This window comes from Nocardia harenae NBRC 108248 (assembly GCF_001612885.1).
Lineage (GTDB): Bacteria > Actinomycetota > Actinomycetes > Mycobacteriales > Mycobacteriaceae > Nocardia > Nocardia harenae.
This window is the reverse complement of record NZ_BDBH01000001.1, coordinates 316247-337855: the sequence shown is the minus strand read 5'-3', so window position 1 is coordinate 337855 and position 21609 is coordinate 316247. Positions and strand designations below refer to the sequence as shown.

At 71.0% G+C, this 21609-nt stretch carries 19 protein-coding genes and 2 pseudogenes; 12 read left to right on the top strand and 9 right to left on the bottom strand.

What is annotated here, in order from left to right; translation table 11 throughout:
* The first annotated feature begins 11 nt into the window (after positions 1 to 11).
* The 7 genes from NH2_RS01465 to NH2_RS28510 all read left to right on the top strand — a co-directional run bounded on the left by NH2_RS01465 (position 12) and on the right by NH2_RS28510 (position 8136).
* Positions 12 to 767, top strand: coding sequence for a thioesterase II family protein (locus tag NH2_RS01465; RefSeq protein WP_067646891.1), 756 nt, complete (start codon positions 12 to 14; stop codon positions 765 to 767).
* Positions 764 to 2080: a beta-ketoacyl [acyl carrier protein] synthase domain-containing protein gene (locus NH2_RS01460; protein ID WP_067646889.1), complete on the top strand. Its 1317-nt coding sequence runs from the start codon at positions 764 to 766 to the stop codon at positions 2078 to 2080. The genes NH2_RS01465 and NH2_RS01460 overlap by 4 nt, the downstream gene beginning before the upstream one ends.
* Positions 2073 to 5240 carry a nocobactin polyketide synthase NbtC gene (gene nbtC / locus NH2_RS01455; protein ID WP_084505126.1) on the top strand — a complete coding sequence of 1056 codons (3168 nt, stop codon included), beginning with the start codon at positions 2073 to 2075 and terminating at the stop codon, positions 5238 to 5240. Before NH2_RS01460 ends, nbtC begins: the two co-directional genes overlap by 8 nt.
* 50 nt (positions 5241 to 5290) lie before the next feature.
* Entirely contained in the window at positions 5291 to 6253 is a 963-nt protein-coding gene (locus NH2_RS01450; protein ID WP_067646887.1) for a daunorubicin/doxorubicin resistance ABC transporter ATP-binding protein DrrA, read from the top strand.
* A complete protein-coding gene (locus NH2_RS01445; RefSeq protein ID WP_067646884.1) occupies positions 6250 to 7020 on the top strand; it encodes an ABC transporter permease in 771 nt (256 codons plus the stop codon). Before NH2_RS01450 ends, NH2_RS01445 begins: the two co-directional genes overlap by 4 nt.
* Positions 7017 to 7781, top strand: coding sequence for an ABC transporter permease (locus NH2_RS01440; protein WP_067646881.1), 765 nt, complete (start codon positions 7017 to 7019; stop codon positions 7779 to 7781). The genes NH2_RS01445 and NH2_RS01440 overlap by 4 nt, the downstream gene beginning before the upstream one ends.
* Before the next feature lie 184 nt (positions 7782 to 7965).
* Positions 7966 to 8136, top strand: a complete 171-nt coding sequence (locus NH2_RS28510; RefSeq protein WP_157103554.1) for a hypothetical protein — start codon at positions 7966 to 7968, stop codon at positions 8134 to 8136.
* Positions 8137 to 8148: 12 nt separating this feature from the next.
* Here the strand turns inward: NH2_RS28510 and NH2_RS01435 are convergent, their stop codons facing one another.
* Positions 8149 to 9048 (bottom strand): ABC transporter substrate-binding protein, encoded by a 900-nt coding sequence (locus NH2_RS01435; RefSeq protein WP_067646879.1) that lies wholly within the window; start codon positions 9046 to 9048, stop codon positions 8149 to 8151.
* A 69-nt stretch (positions 9049 to 9117) separates the two neighbouring features.
* On the opposite strand from NH2_RS01435, the gene NH2_RS01430 reads away from it, so the two are divergent.
* Positions 9118 to 9870 carry a class I SAM-dependent methyltransferase gene (locus NH2_RS01430; protein WP_067646878.1) on the top strand — a complete coding sequence of 251 codons (753 nt, stop codon included), beginning with the start codon at positions 9118 to 9120 and terminating at the stop codon, positions 9868 to 9870.
* Here NH2_RS01430 and NH2_RS01425 read toward each other — a convergent pair.
* On the bottom strand, positions 9857 to 11887 hold the full coding sequence (locus NH2_RS01425) for a M13 family metallopeptidase (RefSeq protein WP_369690020.1): 2031 nt from the start codon (positions 11885 to 11887) through the stop codon (positions 9857 to 9859). The genes NH2_RS01430 and NH2_RS01425 overlap by 14 nt on opposite strands.
* 363 nt (positions 11888 to 12250) lie before the next feature.
* On the opposite strand from NH2_RS01425, the gene rplN reads away from it, so the two are divergent.
* From rplN to NH2_RS01405, 4 genes are all read left to right on the top strand, one after another.
* Positions 12251 to 12619: a 50S ribosomal protein L14 gene (rplN, locus tag NH2_RS01420; RefSeq protein WP_067646869.1), complete on the top strand. Its 369-nt coding sequence runs from the start codon at positions 12251 to 12253 to the stop codon at positions 12617 to 12619.
* A gap of 78 nt (positions 12620 to 12697) precedes the next feature.
* Positions 12698 to 13015, top strand: a complete 318-nt coding sequence (gene rplX, locus NH2_RS01415) for a 50S ribosomal protein L24 (RefSeq protein WP_067646868.1) — start codon at positions 12698 to 12700, stop codon at positions 13013 to 13015.
* A 2-nt stretch (positions 13016 to 13017) separates the two neighbouring features.
* Positions 13018 to 13581 (top strand): 50S ribosomal protein L5, encoded by a 564-nt coding sequence (rplE, locus tag NH2_RS01410; protein WP_067646867.1) that lies wholly within the window; start codon positions 13018 to 13020, stop codon positions 13579 to 13581.
* Positions 13582 to 13585: 4 nt separating this feature from the next.
* Positions 13586 to 13771 (top strand): type Z 30S ribosomal protein S14, encoded by a 186-nt coding sequence (locus NH2_RS01405; protein WP_067646866.1) that lies wholly within the window; start codon positions 13586 to 13588, stop codon positions 13769 to 13771.
* A gap of 67 nt (positions 13772 to 13838) precedes the next feature.
* Here NH2_RS01405 and NH2_RS01400 read toward each other — a convergent pair whose 3' ends face one another.
* From NH2_RS01400 to NH2_RS01355, 7 genes and pseudogenes are all read right to left on the bottom strand, one after another.
* Complete coding sequence (locus NH2_RS01400; RefSeq protein ID WP_157103553.1) at positions 13839 to 14123, bottom strand: hypothetical protein; 285 nt, start codon at positions 14121 to 14123, stop codon at positions 13839 to 13841.
* 796 nt (positions 14124 to 14919) lie between these two features.
* Positions 14920 to 15447, bottom strand: coding sequence for an SUKH-4 family immunity protein (locus NH2_RS30435; protein WP_067646861.1), 528 nt, complete (start codon positions 15445 to 15447; stop codon positions 14920 to 14922).
* Between the two features lie 103 nt (positions 15448 to 15550).
* Positions 15551 to 16324 (bottom strand): annotated as a pseudogene (locus NH2_RS30430) (toxin glutamine deamidase domain-containing protein); the annotation flags it as partial.
* A 512-nt stretch (positions 16325 to 16836) separates the two neighbouring features.
* Entirely contained in the window at positions 16837 to 17364 is a 528-nt protein-coding gene (locus NH2_RS30425; RefSeq protein ID WP_067646856.1) for an SUKH-4 family immunity protein, read from the bottom strand.
* A gap of 100 nt (positions 17365 to 17464) precedes the next feature.
* Positions 17465 to 20782, bottom strand: a pseudogene (locus tag NH2_RS30060) (toxin glutamine deamidase domain-containing protein); the annotation flags it as partial.
* A 3-nt stretch (positions 20783 to 20785) separates the two neighbouring features.
* Positions 20786 to 21103: a hypothetical protein gene (locus NH2_RS01360; protein WP_067646847.1), complete on the bottom strand. Its 318-nt coding sequence runs from the start codon at positions 21101 to 21103 to the stop codon at positions 20786 to 20788.
* Positions 21100 to 21570: a YbaB/EbfC family nucleoid-associated protein gene (locus NH2_RS01355; RefSeq protein ID WP_067646840.1), complete on the bottom strand. Its 471-nt coding sequence runs from the start codon at positions 21568 to 21570 to the stop codon at positions 21100 to 21102. Before NH2_RS01355 ends, NH2_RS01360 begins: the two co-directional genes overlap by 4 nt.
* Positions 21571 to 21609 lie beyond the last annotated feature (39 nt).

Sequence of the window (21609 nt, the reverse complement as noted above, 5' to 3'; positions counted from 1 at the left end):
GGAGAGAACCAATGGCAACCGCACCCGGATGGATCCGGAAGTTCCACAGGCCGCGCAGCGCGGACGCCACGCCGCTGGTGATCTGCCCGCACGCGGGCGGCGGCGCCTCCACCTACCGCCCGTTCTCCAAGGCGCTGAGCGCCAACTTCGACGTCGGGCTGCTGCAGTACCCGGGCAGGCAGGACCGCGGCCACGAGCCGGTGGCGACCTCGATCGAGGAGCTCGCCGCGGGCGCCTTCGCCGAGTACACGACCTCGCCGCTGAACACCGGCGCCCCGCTCACCGTGTTCGGGCACAGCATGGGCACCATGGTGGCCTTCGAGTTCACCCGGCTGGCCGAGCGGGCCGGGCTGCCGGTGCGGCTGCTCGGGGTCTCCGGCGCGGTGGCGCCGTGGCAGGTCGCCGATATGCCGCCGCACCCCACCGAGGACGAGGAGCTGCTCGACCACCTCAGCGGGCTGCAGGGCACCGGCGCCGAGGTGCTCGGCAACCGCGAACTCATGCGGATGTCGCTGCCCGCGCTCAAGGCCGACTACGCCGCCTTCGACGCCTACACCTGCGACAAGGACGTCACCGTCGGCAGCCACCTGCACGCCATGGGCGGCAGCGACGACGAGTTCGTCACCATCGGCCACCTGTACTCCTGGCAGCAGCACAGCGACCGGGAGATCGAGGTCTCGCTCTTCGACGGCGGCCACTTCTACCTGCACGACCACGTCGCCGATATCGCCGAGGCGCTCACCGCCGAGCCGGGTGACCCGAGATGACCGAGCAGGATCCGGTCGTGGTGGCCGGCATGGCGGTCGCGGCGCCGGGCGGCGTCGACACCCTCGGCGGCTACTGGGCCGCGCTCGCCGAATCGCGCGACCTCACCGGCCCGTTCCCGCGTGACCGCGGCTGGAAGATCGGCGAGCTGCTGCGGCTCGGCGAGCGCGAGGGGTGGGGAAATGTGGCCGACGCGGGCGGGTTCCTCGCCGACGCAGGCGATTTCGACCCCGCCTTCTTCGGGCTGACCCCGCGCGAGGCGGTGGCCATGGACCCGCAGCAGCGGGTCGGGCTGCGGGTGGCCTGGCGGGCGCTGGAGAACGCCGGGATCGATCCGGCGAGCCTGGCGGGCGCCGAGGTCGGCGTCTACATGGGCGCCTCGCACACCGACTACGGGCCGCACGGCGCCGAGGTCAACGAGTACACCGGCTACCGGGCCACCGGCTCCGCCTACGGCGCCATCCCCGGCCGGATCTCGCACGCGCTCGGGCTGATCGGGCCCTCCATCCACACCGACACCGCCTGCGCCTCGTCGCTCACCGCGGTGCACCTGGCCGCGAGCGCCATCCGCGCGGGGGAGTGCGAATGGGCGCTGGCGGGCGCGGTCTGCGTGCTCGGCTCGCCCGCCGGGTTCTACGAGTTCTCCAAGGCCAACGCGCTCACCCCGGACGGCCGCTGCATGCCGTATTCGGCCGAGGCCAACGGCACACTCTGGGGCGAGGGCGCGGGCGTACTGGTGCTGGAGCGGGAATCCAGGGCCCGCGCCGAGGGGCACCGGATCTACGGCCGGGTGCTCGCCACCCGGGTCAATCACAATGGCGGCGGCGCCCCGATCGCGGTGCCGAGCAGCGCCGCGCAGGAGCGGCTGATCCGGAGCACGCTGGCGGCGGCCGGAATTCCGGCCGAGTACGTCGCCATGATCGAGGGCCACGGCACCGGCACCGCCGTCGGCGACCCGCTCGAGCTCGAGGCGCTGACCGCCGTCTACGGCGCCGGAGGGTCGGCCGAGGACGGGCCGCTGCTCGGCTCGGTGAAGTCCAACGCCGGGCACGCGCAGGCCGCGGCAGGCATGCTCGGGCTGATCAAGGTGCTGCTCAGCGGCCTGCACGGCGCGATAGCGCCGACCCGCTACGCCGAGAACCCGACGCCGGACGTGGACTGGGACGCCACCAGCCTGCGGCTCGCCGCGAAGCTCCGGCCCTGGACCCCGATCGACGGCGTGCGCTACGCCGCCGTCTCCTCGTTCGGGGTCGCGGGCACCAACGCACACGCGATCGTGGCCATGCCCGCGCTCCAGGAGGACCCCCGTGGCTGACTACCGGCTCCCCGACGGCAGCACCCCCGTGCTGCTCTCCTCCGACGGCGCGGAGACGCTGCGCGCCGAGGCCGCCGCGCTGCGCGGCTACCTGCTCGCGCACCCCGAGGTCACCCCGGACGCGGTGGCGGACATGCTCTTCCGCACCAGGACGCCGAGGCGGCACCGGGCGCTGGCCATGGCCACCGGCCGCGACGAGCTGCTGGCCGCGCTGGACGCGGTGGCGGCGGGCAGCGCGCACCCGGCGGTGGTCGCGGGCGGCAAGCCGGCGATCGCGCGCCGGGTCGGGTACACCTTCCCCGGCCAGGGCAGCCAGCGCGCGGGCATGGGGCGGATGTACTACGAGCTCTCGCCGGTCTTCAAGGCGGCGGTGGAGGAGGCCGAGGAGGTCTTCAACCGGCTCTTCGACATCTCCCCGCTCACCTACCTGCTGGACGAGAGCCAGGACGGCGAGGAGCGGCTGCGGGTGGTGCAGCCCGCGCTCATGATGCAGATGCTCGGGCTGGCCGCCATGTGGCGGGCCGCCGGGGTGGAGCCCGCCGCGACGGTCGGGCACAGCCAGGGCGAGATCGCGGCGGGCGTCATCTCGGACAGCTTCACGCTCGCCGACGCCGTCCGGGTGGTCACCCTGCGCGGCACCCTGGTCGACGGGCTCGGCGTGCGCTTCCGTGAACAGCGGCAGTGCTACTCCATGGCGGTGCTCGGCGTGGACCGGGACACCTGCGAGGCGCTGCTCGCCCGCACCACCGGCTTCGCCGAGCTCTCGGTGATCAACTCGGCGCACGTGCTGGTGATCGGCGGCGACCAGCCGGTACTGGCCGAGATCGTCGCGAAGCTCAATGCCGAGGGCACTTTCGCCAAGGAGATCCGGGTCGCTTACCCAGCGCACACCTCGGTGGTCAGCGAGTTCCGCTCGACCTTCTGTGATCCCGCGCTGGTGGCCGAGTTCGACCGGCCGTCCTTCACCGAGGGGCCGGTCGAGTGCATCGGCGCCACCCTCGGCGCCGCGCTCACCGCGGACCTGCCGGTCGGCGACTACTGGTACTGGAACCTGCGCAATACCGTGCGCTTCGACCAGGCCGTTCGGCTCGCCGTCGAGCGCGGCATCGACACCTTCGTCGAGATCTCCGAGCACCCCACCCTGGCGCTGGCCATGATGGAGAACCTCGGCACCGCCGCGGTGCAGCGCGACTTCCAGGTGCTCGGCACCTCCCGGCGCACCGCCACCGACCTCGGCGAGTTCACCCGCGCGGTGGCGCAGGTCGCCGTCTCCGACACCGGGTACCGCTGGGACGCGCTGCGCGTCGACGGCCCGAAGCGGCTGCCGCTGCTCGACTTCCCGCACACCGTCACCGGGGGCAGGCACCTGTGGGCGGTGCACGGCTACAGCGCCGAGCCCGCCGCGCCGGAGCCCGCAGGCGCGCCGGTGCACCGGCTGGTGGAGCGCTGGCAGCCGCTCGGCAAGCGGAAGCTGGTGCCGCCGCGCACCATCGCGGTGCTCGACTACAGCGGGCGCTGCGGTGACCTGGTCGCCGCGCTCGAATCCGCCGCGCCCCGGCACGGCGCGACCGTGGTCGATCGCGCCGCGAGCGCGTACGACACGCTGGTCGTGCTCGTCCCGCCCGCGGAACTCGCCGCGGACGCGAAGGCCGCCGCGAACGCGGGTGCCGCGACCGGGAGCGCCGCCGGCAGTGCGGCCGTCGAGGCGCTCGCCGAGTTCACGGCGCTCCCGGGGCTGCTCGCCGAGCGCGGCCCGGCCACGGACATCTGGCTGGTCACCGCCGAGGGCGAGGCCGTCCTGGACGGCGAGACCCCTGACCCGTTCCACGCCGCCGCGCAGGCCGCCTTCCGCTGCCTCGCCGCCGAGCACATCGGCACCGCGCTGCGCCACCTCGACCTGCCCGCAGCGGGCACCGCGGCCGAGCAGGCGAAGGCGATGGTCGGCGCGGTGCACGCGGCCGGTGAGCCGGAGCTCGCGGTGCGCGCGGGCAAGGTGTACGCCAAGCGCCTCGTCGCCGCGGACGCCGCCGAGCCGCTCGACCTCACCGCCCGCACCGAGGTCGTGATCATCGGCGGCACCGGCAAACTCGGCCTCGACTTCGCCGAGCGGTTCGCCGGCGCGGGCGCGAAGCGGGTCACCCTGGTGAGCCGCTCCGGCGGCTCGCCGCAGGCCAGGGCCAGGGTCGAGGAGCTGCGCGGACTCGGCGCCACCGAGATCGCGATCCGCGCCTGCGACGTCACCGACGAGCGCGCGGTGCGCGAGTTCGCCGCCGAATTCGACGGCAGGCCGGTCGATCTCGTGGTGCACGCCGCCGTCGACTACGACGCCGCCGCCACCGCCCCGACCCCCGCGGCGATGCGCGCCGCCGCACTCCCGAAGAGCGCCGCGCTCGTGCACCTGGTGCGGCACCTGCCGCGCACGGCGGACGCGCGCTTCGTGCTCTGCTCCTCGCTCTCCGCCACCATCGGCGGCCGCGGCCACTTCGTCTACGCCGCGGTGAACCGGCTGCTCGACGCCGCCGCCGCGGGGTACCGCGCCGATGGCATCGCGGTCGGCTCGGTGCAGTGGGGGCTGTGGCGCGCGGTCGGCGCCGACCGGGCCGACGCGCTCGCCGCCATCACCGGCACCGGGCTGCTGCCCATGGACCCGGCCGCCGCCACCGCGGCGGGCTTCACCGCCGACCCCGGCAATGCCCTGGTCGCCGCCGCCGACTGGCACCGCATCGGCGAACTCTTCGGCCTCTTCGGCATGGCCCCGCTCTTCGCCGAGCTCGAGATCGACGACCCGGCCCCGGCCGGACCGGATTCCGGCGCGTCCGGGGCCGCGCCCGGCGGTCCAGGAGCCGCGCCCGGCGGCCCGGCGGCCGTGTCCGGCGTCCCGGGCGGCGTGGCCGGTGCGGCTGCGCCGCACGGCGCAGCCGGAACAGCCGACGCCCCCGCCGACACGGCGGAGACCGTGCGCATCGCCCTGCGCACGGTCATGGGCATGGAAGCGAACGACGACATCGACGGCACCACCCCGCTGGTCGCGCTCGGCCTCGACTCACTGCAGGCACTCGACCTGCGCAAACGTATCGAAGCCGACCTGAGCCGCGACCTCCCGGTGACCGCCATCCTCGGCGGCGCCTCGCTCGACGAGGTGGTCGCCCTGCTCGGCTGAGCAGCCCCCGGCCGGAGCGGCCGGGACATTTCCGACAAGGGGAGCACGACGTGACAGCAAGGAGCCAGAGCGACCCGGCCATCGTGGTCGACTCGGTGCAGAAGCGCTTCGGCGACGTCCACGCGCTACGCGGGATCAGCTTCAGTGTCCCGGCGGGCACCGTGCTCGGCGTGCTCGGGCCGAACGGCGCGGGCAAGACCACCACCGTCTCGGTGCTCTCCACCCTGGTCGTCCCGGACTCCGGCCACGCCACCGTCGCCGGGTACGACGTGGTGCGCGAGGCCGACGCGGTGCGCAACTCGATCATGCTCACCGGCCAGTACGCCGCGCTGGACGAGATGCTCACCGGCCGGGAGAACCTGGTGCTCTTCGGCAGGCTCATGGGGCTGCGCCGCAAGGCCGCCCGCGCGAAAGCGGACGAGCTGCTGGCCCGCTTCGACCTGGCGGAGGCCGCGGACCGGCGGGTCGGGCAGTACTCCGGCGGCATGCGCAGGCGGATCGATATCGCCTGCGGCCTGGTGCGCCCGCCCAAGGTGGTGTTCCTCGACGAGCCGACCACCGGTCTGGACCCCGTCTCCAGGCAGAGCCTGTGGACGCTGGTGCGCGAGCTCAAGGAGCAGGGCATCACCATCCTGCTCACCACCCAGTACCTGGAGGAGGCGGACGTGCTGAGCGACCGCATCATCGTGGTCGACAAGGGCACCGTGATCGCCGAGGGCACCGCCGACCAGCTCAAGGCGCGCTCCGGCGCCAGCCTCTGCGAGGTGGTCCCGGAGGACATCACCCAGCTCGCCGCGGCCACCGAGGTACTCGCCGGGCTCGGCACCCCGACCGTCGCCGAGACCGCCGACCGGGTCTCCATCCCGGCCCCGGATGGCGCCGCCACCCTCTCCGAGGCGCTGCGCAGGCTGGAGGCCGCCGGCATCCCGCTCATCGATATCGCCCTGCGCCGCCCCTCGCTGGACGAGGTCTTCATCGAACTCACGAAGAAGCCCGCCGAGGTGCCCGCGTGACGGCCGCGCTGCAGCGGGTGCCCGCAAGCCTGCAGTGGACCGCGCTCAGCGAGCGCGGCATCAGGGCCGCGCTGCGCGAGGGCGACCTGATCCTCGCCTTCGCCTCCCCGCTCACCTTCTTCGTCTGCATCTACGTGCCGCTGCGCCGCTCCATGGAGGCGGGCGGCATCGACTACGCGCAGTACCTGGCGCCGCTCATCGTGGTGCAGGCCATGTTCTTCACCGCCATGTTCGCCGGCGACCGTGCGGCCCGCGAGGTGCAGGGCGGCATGGGCACCCGGCTGCGGGCCATGCCGGTGCGCGCCTGGGTGCCGCCCGCCGCGCGCATCTCCGCCAACCTGGTGCGCGCGATCGCCGCGCTGGCCGGGGCGCTCGTGGTCGGCTCGCTCTTCGGGTTCCGCTTCCACGGACTCGGCCACACGCTCGCCTTCGTGCTGCTCACGCTGGCCTTCGGCACCGCCGTCATCCTGGCCGCCGACGCGCTCGGCACCGCGACCGCCAATCCCGAGCTGGGCGCAACGGTGCTCTTCGCGCCGCAGCTGCTGCTGCTCATGATGTCGACGGGGTTCGTCCCGGCGGAGGGGTTCCCCGGCTGGATCCAGCCCTTCGTGCGCAACCAGCCGGTCTCGCAGGTGGCCGGTGCGCTGCGCGAGCTGGCCGCCGGCAGCGCCACCGCGACCACCGCGGTGGCGGTGGCCTGGGTGGCCGGGCTGGTGGTGCCCGCCGCCGTCGCGGCGGTCCGAGTGGAGCGGAGGCGCGGGCGATGACCACCCTGATCGATCAGAGCCTGATCGAGACCGGCAGGCTGCTGCGGCGCTGGAGCAGGCAGCAGGAGGTGCTCACCACCACGCTGCTGCTGCCGATCCTGCTGCTGCTCATGTTCGAGCTGGTGCTCGGCAAGTCGCTCACCCCGCCCGGCGGCGCCGAGCCGATCTACGGCTTCGTGCCGATGATCGCGGTGGCGGGCGCCATGTACGGCGCCACCGGCACCGGGCTCTCGCTCTACGGCGAGCGGCAGAGCGGGCTGCTCCGCCGCTTCTGGGTGCTGCCGATCAGCCGCTCGGCCGGGCTGGTCGGGCGGTTGCTCGCCGAGTGCGCGCGGGCGCTCGCCGCCACCGCCGTCGTCATGGTGATCGGCGTGCTGCTCGGGCTGCGCTTGCACGAGGGCGTGCTCGGGGCGCTCGGCGCGCTATTGGTCCCGGTACTGGTGATCGCGGGCTTCACCCCGATGGTGATCGTGGTCGGGGTCAGCGCCATCGGCGACAAGGTGGTGCAGATCTTCGCCGCCGTGCTGCTGCTCGCCATGTTCTTCAACTCCGGCTTCGTGCCGGTCGAGAACTACCCCGGCTGGTTGCAGCCGATCGTGCGCGGCCAGCCCATCAGCTGCGCGGTCGAGGCCATGCGCGGGCTGCTGCTCGGCGGGCCGGTCGCCACCCCGCTCGCCCAGACCGTCGCCTGGTCGGTGGGGCTCACCGCGGTCTTCGGCCTCCTCGCGGTGCGCGGCTACCGGGCCGCCGCCCGGAGCTGAGCGCGGGCGGGGTACGCGCCGGAGGCCAGGAAGCGCCGCGAGATCGTGCAGCGCGTCTACGAACGCGCGTACGCCGATGCCATCGACTCGGGTAATCCGTTCGCACAGCCGGAGGCGTTCATGAGCCGTTTCGACGCCTTCACCGAGGAGAGCAGGTTCGAGCAGGTGGTCGTCACCGAGGACGGTGAGCCGGTTCGACCACGGCGACGTCGCGGAGTTCACCACCGAAGACGGCACGCGCACCTTCGCGCTCAGCGACATCATGATGGCGAAGTCGCACACCGGCAGGGGCATCGCGCGGGCGCTGCACGCCCTGATCCTGCCGCTCCCGCTCCGCCGCTCCGCGATCGGGTGAGTACCGCCCCGCTCAGTTCGCGGCCCGCCGCAGGGCCGGTTCGATGCGGTCGAGCAGGTAGGGGACCGAGAGCGCGGTCGGGTACTCCAGCCCGGCCAGCTCGACGGGGCCGAGCAGCACGGCGCTGTCCTCCAGCCCGTCGTAGCCGGGGAGCGCGGTGGCGTCCAGCCCGGTGCCGGGGGAGTGGCCGATCACCACGACGTCGGCCCGCAGCTCGCCGAGCCGGTCCGCCGGGAGGACCGTCCGGCCCTGGTCGGCGGGGAGCGCCGCGAGCGCGTCCGGCAGCCGCATGCCGAGCCGGGTGAAGATCTCCAGGGCCGGCGCGGCCGGGTCGGTGGGCACGATGAGCTGGCCTGGCCCGGCCAGCCACGCGACCGCTACCGTTCGGCCGCGCACCCCGCCCACCTGCGCCAGGCGGCGATCCACCGCCGCGATCACCTCGGCGGCCTCGTCCGGCTCGCGCAGCACCGCGCCGAGCACGCCGACCTGGTCGCGCCAGCGTCCGACCGGCGCGGTGTCGAGCGCAGGGACGGTCGGCGCGATCCCGCTCATCTGCCGATACGTGCGCGGCGCCGCCAGCGCGCCCTCCAGCAGGACGAGATCCGGCCGCAGCTCCTTCACCTGCTGGTCGAGCGGTTTCGCCGGGTCGACGACGGTGGTCGACGACCCGGCGGCAAGCTGCCAGGGCGGTGCCGTCCCCGCCGCGTCGGTCAGCTGCCCGACCGGTGTGACGCCCATGGCGATCGCCGCGTCGGTCCACTGCGGGCCGAGCGCCACCACCCGGACCGGGGTCCGCTCGACCACGGTCGCGCCCTGCGCGTGCGGCACCGTGACCGCCCGCTGAACATTTCGCTCCGGCAGCTGGCAACCGGCCAGCAGCAGGAGCGCCGCCACGAGCACCGCGATGCGCACCGCTTCTCCCTCCGTTCCGGGCGGGGTGCCCGGTGCTCCCGCCCGTATGCGCCGTGTTTCACTCCGTCGATGGCAGAGGCTCGCTACGACCGCACCGGCCGCACCTACACCGCCACCCGCCGCCCCGATCCCCGGATCGCCGCCCGGCTGCACGCCGCGCTCGGCTCCGCGCGCAGCGTGCTGAACGTCGGCGCGGGCACCGGCTCCTACGAGCCGCCCGGCACGGTACTGGCCGTCGAGCCGAGCGCGGTGATGATCGCCCAGCGCCCGCCCGGTGCGGCGCCCGCGGTGCGCGGTGTCGCGGAAGCCCTTCCGCTGCCCGACGATTCGGTGGACGCCGCGCTCGCGGTACTCACCCTGCACCACTGGACCGACGTCGCCGCCGGGCTGGCCGAGCTGCGCCGGGTGGCCCGCGAGCGGGTCGTCGTGGTCACCTGGGACCACGCCGTCACCGCCGACTTCTGGCTGCTCCGCGACTACCTGCCCGGCGCGGCGGCCACCGACGCCGCGCTCGCGGTGCCGATCGCCGAGGTCGCCGCGCGGCTCGGCGCGGCCGTGCACCCGGTGCCGGTGCCGTGGGACTGCGCCGACGGCTTCGCCTGCGCCTTCTGGCGCCGCCCCGAGGCCTACCTGGACCCGCTGGTCCGCGCGGGCGCCTCCATGTTCAGCCTGACCCCGGAGCCCGAGCTCCGCACCGGCCTCGACCGGCTCGCCGCCGACCTCGCCGACGGCAGCTGGCACCGCCGCCATGCCGCCCTGCTCGACCGCACCGAACTCGACCTCGGCTACCGCCTGCTGATCGCCGAGCTCAGAGCAGGCTGACCCGCTGGTCCTCCGGCAGGAAGAGCATGTCGCCGTCCTTCACCTCGAAGGTCTGGTAGAACTCCGCGACATTGCGCACCACCTGGTTGCAGCGGAACTCGCCGGGCGAGTGCGTGTCCTGCAGCATCCGGACCGAGACCGCCTCGGTCAGCTTCTCCCGCCAGTTGCGGGCCCAGGAGAAGAACATGGTGCGGTAGTCCGGCTGCTGCCCGGAGCGCTCGGCGGCCAGCCGGTAGGCGACGAAGGCGATCTGCAGCCCGCGCACGTCGGCCAGGTTCTCGCCGACGGTCAACCGGCCGTCCACGTGCTGGCTCGGCTCCAGCCCCTCCGGCACGAGCACGTCGTACTGGGCGACGAGCTGGTCGGTCTTGGCCTCGAAGGCGGCCAGATCTTCCGGGGTCCACCAGTCGCGGCGGTTGCCGTCGCCGTCGTACTTGGAGCCCTGGTCGTCGAAGCCGTGGCCGATCTCGTGGCCGATGGTGGAGCCGACCGCGCCGTAGTTCACCGCGTCGAGCGCGTCCTTGTCGAAGAACGGCGGCTGCAGGTAGGCGGCGGGGAAGACGATCTGATTGGTGGTCGCCGAGTAGTAGGCGTTCACCGTCTGCGGCGACATGGCCCACTCGCTCTTGTCCACCGGTGTGCCGAGCCGGGCGAAGGCCCGCTTCACCTCGAAGGCGTTCACCGCGAGCAGCGATTCGATCAGCTTGCCGCGGGTGATCTCCAGTGTCGAGTAGTCGACCCACTTGTCCGGGTAGCCGATCTTGGTGTCGATCTTGGCCAGCTTGGCCAGCGCCTCCTTCCTGGTCGGCTCGGACATCCAGGACGAGTTGGTGAAGGTGTCCCGGTAGGCCGCCATCAGGTCGTCGACCATGACCAGCGCGCGCTCCTTGGCCTCGGCCGGGAAGTGCTTCTCCACGTAGAGCTTGCCGAGCTGCTCGCCCAGGTTGGAGTCGACCACCCCGACCGCCGACTTCCACATCTCCGGCTTCTGCTCCAGCCCGCTCAGCTGCTTGCCGAAGAAGTCGAAGCGGGCATCGGCGATGGCGGCGGGCAGGAACCTGGCGTACGCCTGGATGACGCTCATCTTCAGGTACTCGCGCCAGACCGCGATATCCACCTCGGCCCAGAGCGCGCCCGCCGCGGTCACGAAGGAGGGCTGGCCCACCACGACCTTCTCGAAGAGCGACCTCGGCCGATCGGTGTTCCCGGCCAGCCACGGCTCCCAGTCGAACTGCGGCGCCAGCGCGGTCAGCTCGGTCCAGGACATGAGGTTGTAGGTGGCGTCGGTATTGCGCAGCCGCACATTGTCCCAGTGCGCGGCGGCGATCCGCTTCTCCAGGTCGAGCTGGCGCTGGGCCAGCCCGGCCGGATCGGGCAGCCCGGCGCCCGCGGCGGCCTTCCGCAGGTAGGTTTGGTAACCGGCCAGGTCCTCGGCGAACTCCGGCTTGCGGTAGTACTGCTCGTCCAGCCCGAGCCCGGACTGCCCGATGCTCGGGATGTACTGGGTGGAGTTCTTCCGGTCGATGCCGATGCCCATGCCGATCAGCCCGCCGATCGGCAGCGCGGCCATGACCTTCGCCAGCTCCGGCTTGCCGGGCGCGCTGTCGATCTGCTCGAACAATCCGGCCAGCGGGGTCAGCCCGAGCCGCTCGATCTCGGCCAGGTCGAGCCGCGCGTCGTAGAGATCGCGGATCTGCTGCGCCTCGGAGCCGGGCGCGGGGTCGGAGATGCCCTCGATGAGCTCGCGCAGCTGTAGCTCGGTGCGCTCGCTGGCCTCGGTGATCGCGCCGACCTGCGCCTTGTCCGGCGGCAGCTGGAACTCGCGCAGCCAGCGGCCGTTGACGTGCCGGTAGAGGTCGTCCTGCGGGCGCACCGCCTCGTCCGCGCCGCCCATGTCGACTCCGGTCAGCCGCACCGGCTCGGACTCGGTCGCGCAGGACGCCAGGTAGACGGCCGCGGGCACGACACCGAGCGCGACCAGGAACGCGCGCCGGTCCAACCGGCCGGATGCACTCACCAGGATTCCCCTATCCGATGCGGCCGCCCGCCGCATCCCGTCATCGGCGCCCGACCGGCGCACCCTTCCCGCGCGAGGCTACCCGCTATCGCCCCCCGGACCAGGGCGGCTGCTGATTCCGCCAAGCTCCCCACGCCCCCGGCGCCCTCGCGACCCCCGATTTCGACCCCCCAGGTGTTTCCCATACACTAGACCGGTTGCCTGCGGAGGCCGTGGCCCCCGCAATTCGGCGGTGAACCCCCAGCGGCGGCTCCGGATCATCGGAGAAACCACTGGCAGGCGCGCGCCGGAGGGCAGCCGACCATGCCCGTCGGGTCGGAAATCCGGCGTGCTTCATGTCCAGGTCAACGAAAGGTTGCTGAAGTGATTCAGCAGGAGTCGCGGCTGCGCGTCGCCGACAACACGGGTGCGAAGGAAATTCTCTGCATCCGCGTGCTCGGTGGCTCGTCGCGCCGCTATGCCGGTATCGGCGACATCATCGTCGCCACCGTCAAGGACGCCATCCCCGGCGGCAACGTCAAGCGGGGTGAGGTGGTCAAGGCCGTCGTCGTGCGCACCACCAAGGAGCGCCGCCGGCCGGACGGTTCCTACATCCGCTTCGACGAGAACGCGGCCGTCATCATCAAGGCCGACAACGACCCGCGCGGCACCCGCATCTTCGGCCCCGTCGGCCGCGAGCTGCGCGAGAAGCGCTTCATGAAGATCGTCTCGCTGGCTCCGGAGGTGCTCTGACATGGCTGAGTCAGGCGCGGAGAAGGTAGCGCAGCGTAACCGCGCAGCGCTCTCGGCCATGTCGAAGGGACACTGATCATGAAGGTGCACAAGGGCGACACCGTGCTCGTGATCTCGGGTAAGGACAAGGGCGCGAAGGGCAAGGTCATCCAGGCCTTCCCGCAGCAGAACCGGGTCCTCGTCGAGGGCGTGAACCGGATCAAGAAGCACGTCGCGAACTCCGCCAACCAGCGCGGCGCCTCCTCCGGCGGCATCGTCACGCAGGAAGCCTCCATCCACGTCTCGAACGTGATGGTCGTGGATTCCGACGGCAAGCCGACCCGCATCGGCTACCGCACCGATGACGAGACCGGCAAGCGCGTCCGCATCTCCCGTCGCAACGGGAAGGACATCTGAGCATGACCACCACCGAGAAGACCCAGCCGCGTCTGAAGCTCCGCTACCGCGAGGAGATCAAGGACGCGCTGAACAGCGAGTTCAACTACGCCAACGTCATGCAGATCCCCGGCGTGGTGAAGGTCGTCGTCAACATGGGTGTCGGCGACGCCGCCCGCGACGCCAAGCTGATCAACGGCGCCGTCGACGACCTGGCCCTGATCACCGGCCAGAAGCCGATCATCCGCAAGGCCACCAAGTCGATCGCGCAGTTCAAGCTGCGCGAGGGCATGCCGATCGGCGCCAAGGTGACGCTGCGCGGCGACCGCATGTGGGAGTTCCTGGACCGCCTGGTCTCCATCGCGCTGCCCCGTATCCGCGACTTCCGCGGCCTCTCGCCGAAGCAGTTCGACGGCAACGGCAACTACACCTTCGGCCTCAGCGAGCAGTCCATGTTCCACGAGATCGACGTGGACCGCATCGACCGCCCGCGCGGTATGGACATCACCGTCGTGACCACGGCGACCAACAACGAAGAAGGCCGTGCCCTGCTCAAGCACCTCGGCTTCCCGTTCAAGGAGAACTGAGCACATGGCGAAGAAAGCTCTGGTCAACAAGGCCAACGCGAAGCCGAAGTTCGCGGTGCGGGCCTACACCCGCTGCCAGCGGTGCGGCCGCCCGCACGCGGTCTACCGCAAGTTCGGGCTGTGCCGCGTGTGCCTGCGCGACATGGCGCACAAGGGCGAGCTGCCCGGCGTGCACAAGAGCTCCTGGTAAGCGGTAGCTCCTCAGCTCGCAGCGATGCGGTGGTTCGTCGATCCGACGGACCACCGCATTTCGCGTCTCAGCTCGGTGAGTGGTACTCGACCCGGATGCGCCCGGTGTCGAGCCCCTGCCGGGCCAGGCTGTCCACCACCTGCGCCGTGAACCGCCGCGCAGGCCGGTGGTGGCTGCTCTGATCCGAGATCAGCAGCACCTCGCCCGCGCGCACCGCGATCTCCCCGCCCCGCCGCGGGGGCGCCGGCCATGAAGCTCGAGTGGTGGAACTCGCCGAGGAGGTGGTACGGGCCGAGTACAGGGTTCCGTACTCGTCCATCACGAAGATGGCGCGGCCCCCTGCGGAGTCCACAGTGACTCCGGGCCAGTACTCGATCACAGCTGCTGCTTCGTCACGAGGTCCTCGGTTTCCTGTCGTCATCGCCCGCCGGTCGTGCGGGTTCGGTCCGCTGCCGATAGAGAGTGCAGCCATTCGCGCAACGGACTTCAAGGACCCCCAGTTCGGGAATGCCGGTCACGGTCAGAGTGCCGCCGCATGTCACGCAGGTGGCCGTCACTTCTTCACCACTACTGTGCTGACGCAGTGCCTGCATGACGGCCGGCATCTCGGGGTGCTTCCTGCGGACGAACTCGGGGATCTCGTACGGGTCGCTCGGCGTGGGCATATCAGTACGTTCCGGTCTGTCTCATGTGTCGGATCTCCCGCTCCATCTCGGCGACTTCGGACTCGGTAATACACCACGCGTCGCGATTGGCGATGATGGTCTCGCGCGCTGCGATCTCGTTCTCGACGATATTGCCGCCGCCGACTCCGGCCGATACCTGTCCCGCGGCATTCTGACGACAATGGAGCCATTCTTCCCGGAGAATGCGCACATCGGTGGCATGCTCGGGCCGGATCATGATCAAGTCGGATCCCAGGGTGACAGCGTGCATCTGGTGTGGCTCCAGCCCCTGCATCCGTGCGCAGTAGTCGAGGTAGGCCTCGGCCTCCGCATCGGCCCTGATCTCTATGCCGTCGCGTTCGATGTCCTCGAGGACCTCCGCGAGGGCATGCTGCCGTTCCGGGGAAAGTTCGGCTTCCCCGCCATTCGGCTCTCCATCGTTCCGAGCCAGATGGAACATCGGAGGATCCGGCAGATCCCCCGCTAGTCCTCGATGATTCCGCTGGCCGGCCAAATCCCCTTCAGTCGGCTGCGTTGTTCCGCCTGTGCCAGCACCAGGGAGTCCATCGGACCCCGCGGGCTCCGCACGAACGTCGTTTTGTCGATGGTCGTGCGATATATCGCGGGAGGGGTGGAAGGGTTCTCGAGCGACGACACTGTCACCTGGTAGGTGATCGTTCTCGCCTCCTCGTCGAGGCGTTCGTAGGTTGCTCGACGTCGTTTCGGGTGCACCTGTCGTCCCTGGACCGGCTGGCCCGTCTCGATCGCCTGGTCGAACATCTCGCCGATCGTCCAGGGGTGCAGGCTCGGGTGCACGGTTATCACGCCCGTCTGCTTGTTCGCTACGTAACTGGTCAGACCGAGGCCCTGGCCCGCCGCCGTCTCCTCCGGTGTCAGCTCCGGTCGGCACACCCAGCCGAAGCGGAACTCGATCAGCGAGAAGGTCCGGCCCGGGAAGGCCTGTGCCAGGAGATTCTGAACCTGTTCCCTGGTGGTCAGTGGTTCCGGCATAGGGGACTCCCGAGGTATCGACTGTCATCGACCAGAGATCGACCGAATTGGCGGTAAGAGCGGGTGGCGGAGTCGCGGAGAACGTGGAAAGTTGCGGATCCCACCAGACCGGGCCCGCGGCACCGTAGGGATAGACCACGACGGTAGCGTGGCTGCCCGCGACTCGCGGTGATCCGTCCGGCTCGTAGAGCCGTTCCCCGGTCACCGGATGTCGGGCGTACCAACTGTTGACGACCAGCGCGGAGGAGCCGGGGCCGAGTTCGCTGATCCGGTCCTGCAGTGCTTGGAAGCGGGCGGCGACGGAGAGGCCGGGATCGCCGGACTGCCACGTTCCGCCCAGCCACTCGGTGGCGCGATCGATCCCGCCGGTTTCGCCGGTCCGCACGTCGATGGAGCCGTCGAGCGTGAGGTCAGGGTAGCGAGGAGCCCCGACCTCGGGTCTGCCGTTGAAGGACGACAGAGCAGCCAGCGAGCCGTCGAGGCAGTTGTTGCTTCGTCCCTGTTCCAGCGGTCCGCCGTCATTGATCAGCCTGCCGTAGTCGTTGTGTCGGGGGTCGGCACCGACCAGAAAGCTGTTGCCGTTGCGGAGGGCATCCTCCACAGCGGGCTGGTAGGACGCCAGCTCGATGCCGTCCAGGCGCGTGGGACCCTCGAGGCGCGTGGAGCGGAGACCGTCGAGCGCGGCAGGCGTATTCGCCTGCGCGATGCTGTTGCTGAGGTCGCGGAGGTCGACAGAGTCAAACTCGTTGCTTCCGCTCGCGTCGAGCCCGATCTGTTCGCGTAGCAGCGATCCGACCTGCTCCAGGTCGTGCACCGATTCGGGAGTGAGGATGATGTCCGCTGCGGCCGGATCGGTGAGCGGAACGAGATCGATCATCAGCCAATCTCCGGACAGGAGCCGCGAACCGCCGTTGTAGAACAGATCGATGGCGAATTGCGCTCGCTCGATTACGGAATGCGCGAGCGCGGGATCCGCGAGGTGCGGGTCTGCGGCGATTCCGATCCGCAGGACGGATACCGGCGTGGCGAAGGGGGCGGTCTATCGCGTCCACGTGAAGCGGCGCTGTCCATCGGGTGCGGCAACGTTCTGTATCCCCCCATCCGGGGCGTGATCGCGGAGGTGATCGCGCGCAAGCCGCGCTTGGTTGGCGTTGTGCACCTGCTGTGGTGTCGGTGCGGCGGCGGGGAAGCCCGCAGGCTGGGCGGGAGAAGCTCCGTCGTCGAAGATCGGGCTCGTGCCGGGGTTGCTCGGCGGTGACGGTGGTGCGATGCCGGAGTCGGGCGCTGGCGCAGAGGCCGGCCGTACCCGATCCGCCGTCGCCTCGGTGTGTCTGTCCGGTGGCGTCGGGGTACCGGAATCGGGAGTGGGTGCGGTCTCGGCTGATCGGCCTACCTCTCGAACGACCCTTCCTGCGGCCAGGTCCCCGTACGGCGGGCCTGATCGTAGGCCCACGAGGTCGCTTCCGCCGCGAGGCGGTCGCTGGGTTGATGCCGGATCGGTTGTTTGGTGATCTGCATCTGCAGAGTCAGCTCCGGGCTCCGCGGGTTGCCGAGGTCCGTCTGGCGTACCTGGTACTCGATCGTGTTCTCGGTCTCGGACAGCTGGGTCAGGTGAATGCGGTGCTGTTTGGGGTAGACCTGGAAGCCGGGTGCCCGGTTGCCCGCCTCGATCGCCGCGTCGAACATCTCCGCTGTCACCTCGGGTGGCAGGCTGCTGTGCGAGGTGATCACTCCCGTGTGCTTGTTGATCATGAGGCTGCCCAGGCCGAGGCCGTATTGCCGCGCCTGTTCCGGGGTCAGGATGTCCTGGCAGACCCAGCCCTGCCGGCTCTCCCGGATGGAGAATCGTCGGTTGGGGCCGTAGACCTGCGATATCAGTTGCCTGGCTTGTTCCAGCGTCGGTACCGGCTCCGGCATAGGGAGTTCCTCCGTTCGAGTCGATCGGTATGCATTCCATGCCGACGGCGCGGTCCGCGAGATAACTGGGCGGCGCGTCGGTGGTGAAGCCGTGCTGAGGGTCCCACCACACGGGTCCGTCCGCACCCTGCGGATGGACGACCACGGTCGCGTGGCCGCCGCCGATCACGGGCCGGCCGCTCGAATCGTGGACGATGTCGCCATTCTGGTCCCGCTGGGGGAACCAGGTCGTGACAAGCGCGGCCGAACCAGGTCCTAGACCTGCTACGTAGTCGTGCAAGGCGTCGAATTGGGATCGCACCGGCATACCGCTGTAAGACAGCCACGGGCTGCCGAGCCACTGCGATGCCCGAGCCGGTCCGCCTCGTTCGCCTGATCGGGTGTCTACTTCGGTGTGGTCCGGGTTCTGCGGATCGGGATGAACCGTGTCCGGCCAGCGTGGAGCCGAGACCTGCGGGACGCCGTGGAAGGACGCCAGCGCGGAGAGCGAGCAGTCCAGGCAGTTGTTGCTCCTGCCGGGGACCTCCGGTCCGCCGTCATTGACCAGGCGGCCGTACGGGTGCGTGCGCGGGTCGGCGAAACGATCGAAGCCGTTGTCGTTTCGCAGCGAGTCCTCGACATCGTTCTGAAAGGTGGGGGACTCGATGTCAACCAGACGATGATGATCGAAGACGCGGGTGTACTCGGGATTGTCGACAGGGCTGTCGGTATTGGCGCGGGCGATGTCATTGCTGATCTCGCGCAGTTCGAGCGCACTGAGCGGGGAGAACGCGTCCGCGGGGAACAGTCCCAGATGCTCGCGAAGGCTATTGGTGATCGTGCCGATTGGCCGGTCGGCGCTCACACCGAGGCCCGGAGTGCTCGCGTCGGCGGTGAAGCGCACGTCGATCAGCAGTTGGTCCCCGCTGAGCAGACGGCTGCCGCTGTTGAAGACCGCGTCGACGGTGAACTGGACGCGCTCCATCGCTTCCTGGAGAGCTGCGGGCGGGAGGAGGTGGGCGTCGATGACGTGCGCGTCGATATCGACGACGGTGACCCACTGACCGCCGCCCAGGTCGAAACGCCGGATGCGGTAGGCAGGCTGGCGCTGGGACCACGGGTTCCTGTTCACGTCGATCGCCGGATTGCGGCCGTCGTGCGCGGGAAGGTCGCGGAGCGATTCGCGGAAGGTTCGGGTCGGGTCTGGATTCGTCGTAGTAGGTGGGCCGGGGTGGGTGTTCGCAGGACCGAACGGGGCGGGTGAAGTCGGGGGCGTGCCCGGTGTTGGGAGTGATGACGGTCCGCTCGGCGAGCTGACCTGTGGTGTGCCCGTCGAGGACAGGGCCGGGGTGGTCGTGCCCGGGGATGGTGTGGCTGCCGGTGTCGTATCAACCGTTGCCCGGAAGGTGGGAGTGCCCGGCGCCGCAGGGTGGGCCCGCTGATCACCTGGCTGCCTTGGCGCCGATGGGGTGCGCTCCGCTGCGCTAGACGTCGTATTCGTGGCTGATTCGCTCGCAGTGGGCCTGCTCTGGGTTGGTCGATTGCTCGCTGCGGCCGGGGTGGACGCGGTGTTATCTGAGGTGGTTGCCCGCTGGTGCGCGGGGGCCGGTGCGGGCGTGACCGGAGGCAATGTGGTGAAGCCGGTGGAGGAGTTCGTGAACGCCGGTGTGCTCGCCGTCGGTGGGCTCGGGGAGGTCGTGACCGGGGACGACGTGGCGGCTGTTGTCGTATCGACCGACGTTGGGGATGACGACGGAGCGCCGGGCGTGGTCGGTGCGGATTGCACAGGGGTGTCGCCCGGCGTGGTGGAGACAGGCAGGGCAGCCGCGATGTCCGTCGGTGCGGGGGGTAGCGGCGGGGTCGGTTGCGGGCTGGTCGAGGCGCTCGGAGGGGCCGCAGCTTCGGTGGTGACGGGTGCCGGGGTGGGCGGCGGGTCGGTCGCGTTGTCCGGGGTGGTCGGCGCGGCGGTGGTCGGATCGGCCGGCGAGATCGGGGCAGTGGCCGGGGGCGCGTCCGACGGGGTGTCAGCGGTAAGCGGGGCGGCGTCCGGGGCAGAGGGCCGAGTCGGCTCGGGGCCGGTGTCGGTGTACGGTGTCGGCGATTCCGGAGTGAAGGAACTCGGCGGGCTGCCGTCCGGTACGGGAGTGCTCGCCGCGTCGTTTGGTGCGGTGGACGTGTCGGTCTCCGGCGGGCGAGGTGGCGCGTCGGTATCGTGCGACGGCGAGGCCTCGGTATCTGTCGGCGAGGCGGTGGTGTCGGCATCGACAGGTGCGGTGGGGATGTCGGCGCGGGGCGTGGCGTCGGTACTCGCGGGTGAGTCGGCGGTGTCAGGTGCGGTCTGAGGACTCGCGGGTGAGGTGGCGGTGTCGGCGGGAGGAGTGTCCGCGTCGGGCGGGGTGTCGGCATCGGGCGCGTAGTCGGCGTCCGGCGATCTCGACTCCGTCCCCGTGGGAGAAATCGAGGTGTCGGTGGAGTCGGTGTCGGTGGGCGGGGCGGGATCGTCGAGATCCGGGGTGCTGGGGGCTTCGGGATGCCCGCTCGACTCGACGGCGGACTGGATTCCGCCCGCTCCGGCGCTGGTGAAGGTGTCGAGCCCGATCTGGAGATCTTGGCCGGTGATGGCTGCGGCGGCCGCTTGGGCGGAGATGTCGGCGGCGAGTTCGGTGCCGGTGCCGGTGGCGGTGTCGGTGGCGAAGCGGCCGAGTTTGCTGGTGGCGGCGTCGGAGAGGCCGTCGAGGTTGGCGCCGAGGCCGCCGCCGACCGCGCCGCCGACGGCGCCGGCGAAGGTGGCGAGGCCGAGGTCGGACCAGCCGAACTCGTCCATTCCGCGGTCGCCCTTGCCGACCTGGATGGTGCGGGCGATGGCGTCGATGCCGCCTTCCTCTAGTGCTTCGAAGCAGGCGCCGCGGAGGGCGGCGCGGGCGGCGGCCTTCAGCGCGCCGCGGGTGAGCATGCGGGCGATGAGCTGTTTGATGGCGATGCGGACGGAGACCTGGGCGGCCACCCGGGCGGCGATGCCGGCGGCGGCTCCGACGCCGGTCCAGGCGGTGGCGAGCGCGACGCCGATCTCGACGGCGGCCACGATCATGGTGCCGATGATGACGAGCTTGGTGTGCTCGATGTCGTTGGCGCCGTCGTCGAGGAGTTCGGCTTGGTAGCGGCAGTATTTGGCGATGGCGGGGAAGGCGGCCTCGTCGCCGGCGAGGAGTTTGTCGCGGTAGGTGGCGAGCGCGGTGTGGGTCTCGCCCTCGGAGATGGCGGTGAGGGCGGCGTTCAGCGCGGCCGCGGCGTCGTCGTCGACGGTGTCGAGGGTGTCGGCCATGGAGTTCCAGGCGTCGGCGAGGCGGCGCATGGCGGTTTCGTCGCCGTCGGGCCAGTCGCCGGCGCCGAGGATGTACTTGGCGACCCACTGCAGCGAGTCGGGGATTTCGATACCCACGGGTCAGCGGTTCGTGGACTGGTCCAGGCCTGCGGCGGCGGCGTCTTCCTGGGCGGTCACCCGGTCGGCGATGGTGACCATGTTCGCGCCGAGCTGGGTCATAGTGCTGGCCAGATTCGTCACCGATGTCTTTCCCTGGTCGACGCCGGAGGTGTAGTTCTGGGCGAAGGCCTGGCCGGTCTGGTCGTTGCCCCAGCACGCGCCCTCGGCGGCCAGCGCCGCGGTGAGCTGGTTCGCGGCGGTGGTGATCGCGATCGCGGCGGCGTCGAAGGACGGCCGGGTGGCGCGGAGGGCGTGGGGATCTACGCGGACGGTGCTCATCGCAGGTAGCCCTGGTTTCGGAAGTACTCGTCCTCGTCCTCGATCGGTGCCGGGTCCGGCGCCGTTCGGCTCAGCTGCGCGAGGACGTCTGCGGTCGAGGGCGCGCCGGGGACGAGGTCGGGGAGGTCGGGGAGGGGCAGTTCGGTGAACGGCGCCAGTGCCTCGGCCTGCTGTGCGGCCGCGCGGCTCGCCGCTTCGCGCAGCGCGGCCGTGATCACCGGGCCGAGGGACGCGGGGGTGGACCGCTTGAACGCCTCGGGCTCGAGGTGCACCTCGACGACCCCGGCGACGGTCGCCGTGACGCGCACCAGATTGTCCGGCGACCAGACGGTGACCGGCTCGAGCGCGTGCTGCTGCGCGGCGACCAGGGCCGATCGCTGCTGCTCATAGGACTCGAGCATCGACTCGACCTGCGCGCGCAGTGCGTCGTTGCCCGCCCGGGCCGCGCCGGGCACTTCGTCGGCCATCTGGGCTCCTTTCGCGTTCGACAGGTCGCAAGACTTGGA